Origin of the sequence: Pseudomonas sp. UBA5568, from assembly GCF_002425525.1 — a bacterium.
Taxonomy (GTDB): domain Bacteria; phylum Pseudomonadota; class Gammaproteobacteria; order Pseudomonadales; family Pseudomonadaceae; genus Aquipseudomonas; species Aquipseudomonas fulva.
The window spans coordinates 21,573-28,215 of the sequence record NZ_DIMK01000016.1 but is presented as its reverse complement, the minus strand read 5'-3'; the positions used below and the strand labels follow the sequence as shown (position 1 = coordinate 28,215).

7 protein-coding genes are annotated in these 6,643 nt (G+C 60.8%); 1 reads left to right on the top strand and 6 read right to left on the bottom strand.

Features of this window, described 5'->3' with window-relative positions; all coding sequences use genetic code 11:
* Positions 1–47: 47 nt before the first annotated feature.
* From secG to rlmE, 6 genes are all read right to left on the bottom strand, one after another.
* Positions 48–446, bottom strand: a complete 399-nt coding sequence (gene secG / locus B2S33_RS05005) for a preprotein translocase subunit SecG (RefSeq protein ID WP_027915410.1) — start codon at positions 444–446, stop codon at positions 48–50.
* Positions 447–450: 4 nt separating this feature from the next.
* The gene (gene tpiA / locus B2S33_RS05000; protein ID WP_027915411.1) at positions 451–1,206 is read right to left on the bottom strand and encodes a triose-phosphate isomerase; all 756 of its coding nucleotides are present in this window, start codon (positions 1,204–1,206) and stop codon (positions 451–453) included.
* A gap of 65 nt (positions 1,207–1,271) precedes the next feature.
* Positions 1,272–2,612, bottom strand: a complete 1,341-nt coding sequence (gene glmM, locus B2S33_RS04995; RefSeq protein WP_027915412.1) for a phosphoglucosamine mutase — start codon at positions 2,610–2,612, stop codon at positions 1,272–1,274.
* A gap of 16 nt (positions 2,613–2,628) precedes the next feature.
* On the bottom strand, positions 2,629–3,480 hold the full coding sequence (gene folP, locus B2S33_RS04990) for a dihydropteroate synthase (RefSeq protein WP_088523500.1): 852 nt from the start codon (positions 3,478–3,480) through the stop codon (positions 2,629–2,631).
* An 8-nt stretch (positions 3,481–3,488) separates the two neighbouring features.
* On the bottom strand, positions 3,489–5,393 hold the full coding sequence (gene ftsH / locus B2S33_RS04985) for an ATP-dependent zinc metalloprotease FtsH (protein WP_027915414.1): 1,905 nt from the start codon (positions 5,391–5,393) through the stop codon (positions 3,489–3,491).
* 203 nt (positions 5,394–5,596) lie between these two features.
* Complete coding sequence (gene rlmE / locus B2S33_RS04980) at positions 5,597–6,223, bottom strand: 23S rRNA (uridine(2552)-2'-O)-methyltransferase RlmE (RefSeq protein WP_027915415.1); 627 nt, start codon at positions 6,221–6,223, stop codon at positions 5,597–5,599.
* Positions 6,224–6,325: 102 nt separating this feature from the next.
* On the opposite strand from rlmE, the gene yhbY reads away from it, so the two are divergent.
* A complete protein-coding gene (gene yhbY, locus B2S33_RS04975) occupies positions 6,326–6,634 on the top strand; it encodes a ribosome assembly RNA-binding protein YhbY (protein ID WP_023533185.1) in 309 nt (102 codons plus the stop codon).
* Positions 6,635–6,643: the final 9 nt, after the last annotated feature.

Below are 6,643 nucleotides of genomic sequence, written 5' to 3'. Positions count from 1 at the left end.
GCGTGTCTACCAATTCCACCACCTCGGCAATACTACTTTGAAACCCGTTACTTCTGCTCTTCTGCCGGAGGAGGTACATCACCCGAATTAGGAGTGGCTTCGCTCTTCTGTTCTTGGAGCACCGGTACATCATCATTGATGGCCGGTTTTGGCTGCTCTTTCACTTCTAGCACGGCTGGATCTGGAAGACCTGCTTGGCTAAGCTGGTGAGCTTGTTGCTTCGCGAAGTATCCTAACCCAAGTGCTGTCAAAAAGAAAGTGGCAGCGAGTATTGCAGTGAATTTACTTAGGAAGGTGGCAGAGCCCTGACTTCCGAAGACGGTATTGGAAGCACCCGCACCAAAAGATGCACCGGCTTCCGCCCCCTTACCCTGTTGCAACAGTACCAGCACTACCAGCGACAGCGCTGCCAACAGATGAAAAACAACGATGACTGTTTCCAGCATTTGTTCAGTTTCCTGCGGCGCGACAAATTGCACCGAATTCGTCTGCGTTCAGGGAAGCCCCACCAATGAGACCCCCATCGATATCCGGCATGCCGAACAGTTCGGCCGCATTGGCCGCCTTCACGCTGCCGCCGTAGAGCAACTGCACCTTCGCAGCCACTTCAGCATCTTTCGCCGCCAGCTGGCCGCGGATGGCGGCGTGCACATCCTGGGCCTGCTGAGGCGTGGCCGTTAGGCCAGTGCCGATGGCCCATACAGGCTCATAGGCAATTACCGCATTGGCAAACACACTAACACCGAAAGCTTCGATGATACTGTTCAGTTGACGCCCAACAACTTCGAGCGTTTTGCCGGCCTCGCGCTCTTCAAGGGTTTCCCCAATACAGAGCACGGGCTTCAAACCTTTGGCCTGAGCCGCTGCAAACTTGCGATTCAGCACTTCGTCATCTTCGCCGATTACCTGGCGACGTTCCGAATGGCCAATCAACACCAACTTGCAACCTGCTTCAACCAGCTGTTCCGGAGCAACTTCACCGGTCAGCGCGCCCTGTTCGGGCATTACCGCAGAATTCTGTGCGCCGACGATAATACCCTTGCCGTCGAGTTCGGCAACCACTTGGTTGATGAACAAGGTTGGCGGGAATACCGCGACTTCCACTCCGCTCGGCAGGGCAAGATTGCGCAAACCCTCGGTCAGCTCAGCGACGCTGGCGCGGGTACCGTGCATCTTCCAGTTACCAGCAACCATAGGGCGACGCATGCTTTACCTCGTCGGTCAAAGTGGGCGCAGATCTTACCCAACCAGATTCGCGCTGGCAAGCGGCTTCAGGCACAAACTTCTGCGACACGCTTTGCCAGTGCTTCGGCATGCAGACGCACCTGGTGTTCATCCTCACCTTCGACCATGACGCGCAACAGCGGCTCGGTCCCGGATTTACGCAGCAACACCCGCCCACGGCCTGCCAGGGCCTCTGTGACCTGCGCGCTGGCTTGCTTGACGTCCGGGTGCTCGAGGGGGTCCACGTCGCCTGCACTGAAGCGCACATTGATCAGCACTTGCGGGCATTTGCGCAGCGCCTGGCGCGCCTGGGCCAGGGTCTCGCCACGGCGCTTGAGCGCCATCAGCACCTGCAGCGCAGCGATGATCGCATCCCCCGTGGTGGTGTAGTTGCAGCACACCACGTGGCCGGAATTTTCCCCACCCACCAGCCATTCGCGCTCGAGCAGCTCGGCCATGACGTAGCGGTCACCGACCTTGGCACGCACGAATGGGATATCCAGGTCCTTGAGCGCAAGCTCCAGCCCCAGGTTGCTCATGAGCGTGCCTACCACGCCCCCTTGCAGCTTGCCGCGGTCATGCAGGTCGCGTGCAATGATGAACAGCAGCTCGTCACCGTCGACGATCGCGCCGGTGTGATCGACCATCAACACACGGTCGCCATCACCGTCGAAAGCGATGCCCAGGTCTGCGTGGCCGACCAGCACGGCGGCCTGCAGCGACTCGATGTGGGTCGAACCACAGCCCTCGTTGATGTTCAGGCCATCTGGCTGGGCGTGCAGCACAGTCACATCGGCACCCAACTCACGGAACACGCTGGGCGCCACCTTGTACGTGGCGCCATGGGCGCAGTCGACCACCAGCTTGAGGCCGGCGAAGCTGGTGCTGCTGGGCACGCTGCTCTTGCAGAACTCGATGTAGCGACCGGCTGCGTCGTTGATGCGCGAAACCTTGCCCAGCTTGCTCGACTCCACGACGGTCATGGGCTGATCGAGCAGTTCCTCGATCATCAGCTCCACTTCGTCCGGCAGCTTGGTGCCCTGCCCCGAGAAGAACTTGATGCCATTGTCATCGTGCGGGTTGTGCGAGGCACTGATGACGATACCGGCTTCGGCATGGAAGGTGCGGGTCAGGTAGGCGATGGCAGGCGTGGGCATCGGGCCCAGCAGCATCACATCGGCCCCTGCGGCCGAAAGACCAGCTTCGAGCGCGGATTCGAACATGTAGCCGGAGATCCGCGTGTCCTTGCCCACCAGCACGCGGCAATGGCCTTGTTTGCGAAACGCCATGCCAGCCGCCCAGCCAAGCTTGAGCATGAACTCTGGGGTGATCGGGTATTCGCCGACGCGGCCACGAATGCCGTCGGTACCAAAATATTTTCTGCTCATAGGGACTCCAATGTTCTTATTCGGCGTGCTGAACGGCGGCGATCATGCGGACCACGTCAACGGTTTGCGCTACATCATGCACGCGCAGGATACTTGCGCCCTTGGTCACGGCCAGCGCCGCGAGCGCCAGGCTGCCATAAAGACGCTCATCCACAGGACGCTCGAGCGTCAGGCCGATCATGCTTTTACGGGAAACGCCTACCAGCAGCGGACGCCCCAGGCGATGGAGCGCTTCGAGGTGCTTGAACAGGCTGAGATTGTGGGCCAGGGTCTTGGCGAAACCGAAGCCTGGATCGAGCACGATGCGGTCGGCCTCGATGCCCGCGTCCGCACAGGCCACCATGCGCTGCTGGAGGTAGCGCGCCACGTCCTGGGTGACATTCTCATAATGCGGGTCGTCCTGCATGGTGCCCGGCTCGCCGCGCATGTGCATCAGGCACACCGGCAGCCCGGTTGCAGCAGCGGCATCCAGCGCCCCATCGCGCTCGAGGGCGCGCACATCGTTGATCAGGCCAGCGCCCAGGCGGGCGGCTTCGCGCATGACGGCAGGCGTGGACGTATCCACCGACACCACCACATCGAGATGACGGTGGATGGCCTCGACCATCGGCGCCACGCGCTCAAGCTCTTCGGTGACCGAAACGGGCCGCGCACCCGGGCGGGTGGACTCCCCGCCCACATCGATCAGCGTGGCGCCTGCGGCCACCATTGCCTCGGCGTGGCGCAAAGCCTCGTCGCGCTGACTGAAGCGGCCACCGTCGGAGAAGGAATCGGGCGTGACATTGAGAATACCCATGACATGGGTACGCGACAAATCAAGAACCCGATTGCCGCAAGGCAATCGGGTCGGGTGCTGCACTGAGCTCATAGGTGCCCTTAGTGTTGAGCCGCTGGACCACCGATGGGCGATTCCGGGCGGTCACCCTGGGCAGCCGGTGTACCGGAAGCCGAATCATCATCCCAATCGCGAGGTTCGCGAGGCGTACGGCCGGCCATGATATCGTCGATCTGCTCGGCGTCGATGGTTTCGTACTTCATCAAGGCTTCGGCCATTGCATCGAGCTTGTCGCGGTTCTCGGTCAGCAGCTGCTTGGCAGTGGCGTAGCACTGGTCGATGATGCTGCGCACTTCGGAGTCGATCAGCTTGGCCGTCTCACCGGAAACACTGGTCTGCTGGCTGCCTGCGCTACGACCCAGGAACACTTCGCCGTCTTCTTCGGCATACATCAGCGGGCCCAGCTTCTCGGACAGGCCCCACTTGGTGACCATGTTCCGCGCGATCTGGCTGGCACGCATGATGTCGTTGGAAGCGCCGGTGGTGACGCCGTCGAAGCCCAGGGTCATCTCCTCGGCGATACGACCGCCGTAGAGGGAGCAGATCTGGCTGATCAGCGCACGCTTGGACAGGCTATAGCGGTCTTCTTCGGGCAGGAACATGGTCACACCCAGTGCACGACCCCGCGGGATGATCGACACCTTGTAGACCGGATCGTGCTCGGGCACCAGGCGACCGACGATCGCGTGACCCGCTTCGTGGTAGGCCGTGTTCTGCTTTTCCTTTTCGGACATGACCATGGTCTTGCGCTCAGCGCCCATCATGATCTTGTCCTTGGCCAGCTCGAACTCCTTCATGTCGACCAGGCGCTTGTTGGCGCGAGCGGCGAACAGCGCGGCTTCGTTGACCAGGTTGGCAAGGTCTGCACCGGAGAAGCCCGGCGTACCACGGGCGATGACGGCCGGGTTGACGTTGTCGCCGATCGGCGCCTTGCGCATGTGCACTTTAAGAATCTGCTCACGACCCCGAATGTCCGGCAGGCCAACGACGACCTGACGGTCGAAGCGACCGGGGCGCAGCAGCGCAGGGTCGAGGACGTCAGGGCGGTTGGTCGCGGCGATGACGATGATGCCATCGTTCATCTCGAAGCCGTCCATCTCTACCAGCAACTGGTTGAGGGTCTGCTCACGCTCGTCGTGGCCCCCGCCCATGCCAGCACCACGGTGACGGCCGACGGCGTCGATCTCGTCGATGAAGATGATGCACGGGGCGTGCTTCTTGGCCTGCTCGAACATGTCGCGTACACGGCTGGCACCGACACCGACGAACATTTCAACGAAGTCCGACCCGGAAATGGTGAAGAACGGCACCTTGGCCTCGCCTGCAATAGCCTTGGCCAGCAGGGTCTTACCGGTACCGGGCGGGCCCACCATCAGCACACCGCGCGGAATGCGGCCGCCTAAGCGCTGGAACTTGCCCGGGTCGCGCAGGAACTCGACCAGCTCGCCCACTTCTTCCTTGGCCTCGTCGCAACCGGCGACGTCAGCCAGGGTGGTCTTGACCTGGTCCTCGGAGAGCAGGCGCGCCTTGCTCTTGCCAAAGCTCATGGGGCCACCCTTGCCACCTGCCCCGCCTTGCATCTGGCGCATGAAGAACATGAACACGGCAATGATGACCAGGATCGGGAAGCTGGCAACCAGCAACTGGGTCCAGATGCTCTGCTGCTCGGGCTGCTTGCCCTCGACGGTAACGTGGTTGTCCACCAGGTCGCCGATCAGGCCGTTGTCGGTGATCGCCGGGCGCACGGTCTTGAAGCTGTCGCCGTCGGAGCGCTTGCCGGTGATGATGTAACCGTCGACGGTCACTCGCTCGACCTTGCCATCCTTGACCTGCTGGATGAAGTCGGAGTAGTTGAGGGTCTGCGGCTCGTTAGGGCTGGAGAAGTTGTTCATCACCGTCACCAGGACAGCTGCGATGATCAACCACAGGATCAGATTCTTTGCCATGTCGTTCAATTCGCTACCCTCTGAGGCCGGCGCACGACGCAGCCGTGCCTCGCATGATATTCATCGCCCTAACTTACTACATTGCCCACGCAACCGCAGGCACCGTCTGTAACCCTTTGTGAAATCCAGACTACACGAAGTTCGGACGATCCTGACGCCGTGGCCGATTGGAATTAACTATCGGCCGCTGCGCTTAGTACCGTTCACGCGCCCTTGAACCCCTTGCCAAGCAGGTACTGCTCGCGGGAGCGATCCCGCGATGAAGACGGTTTGCGCATCTGTACCTTGTCGAACTTGGTGCGCACGTCCTTGAGGTACACATCGAAACCTTCACCCTGGAAGATCTTGATCAGGAAATCACCGCCGGGCCGAAGCACGCGGGTTGCCAAATCCAGGGCCAGCTCGCAAAGGAACATGGCTCGCGGTATGTCGACCGCGGGCGTACCACTCATATTGGGGGCCATGTCCGAAATCACAAGGTCTACGTGTGAATCGCCGACGGCTTCGAGAATTTGCCGTAGCACCTCGTCCTGGGTGAAGTCCCCCTGAATGAAGGTGACATCGGGGATTGAGTCCATCTCCAGGATGTCGGAGGCGATCAGTCGACCCTGACCACCAATCAGACGACTGGTCACCTGGGACCAGCCGCCCGGCGCTGCGCCCAGGTCGATGACACTCATGCCAGGACGGATCAGGCGGTCCTTTTCCTGGATCTCAAGCAGCTTGTAGCTTGCTCGCGAGCGGTAGCCGTCCTTCTGCGCCTGTTTGACGAAAGGGTCGTTGAAATGCTCTCGCAGCCAGTTTGCGCTGCTTTTGGAACGTTGTACCACGGGGCACCTCGATGATATGCGTGGTGATTGACTGGGCGGAGCCGGTGGCCCTCGGGTAAAATGCCGGTCAATTTTACAGAATCAGACGGAAAGGGTCAGATTATGCCGCTCAATAACGAGCAGAAGAAGCAATACAAATCCATTGGTCATGACCTCAAGCCGGTCCTGATCGTTGCTGGCAACGGTTTGAATGAAGGTGTCGTCGCCGAATTGGAACGCGCATTGGCCGACCACGAGCTGATCAAGGTCGAAATTCGTTCCGAAGACCGCGAAGAGCGTGCCGAGACCATTGCCGCGCTGTGCAAGGCCGGCCGCGCCGAGCTGGTGCAGACCATCGGCAAGAAGGCGCTGATCTACCGCAAGAACCCTCAGCCGAACAAGCAGCTGTCCAACGTCCACCGTTACAAGTAACGGTGGCGC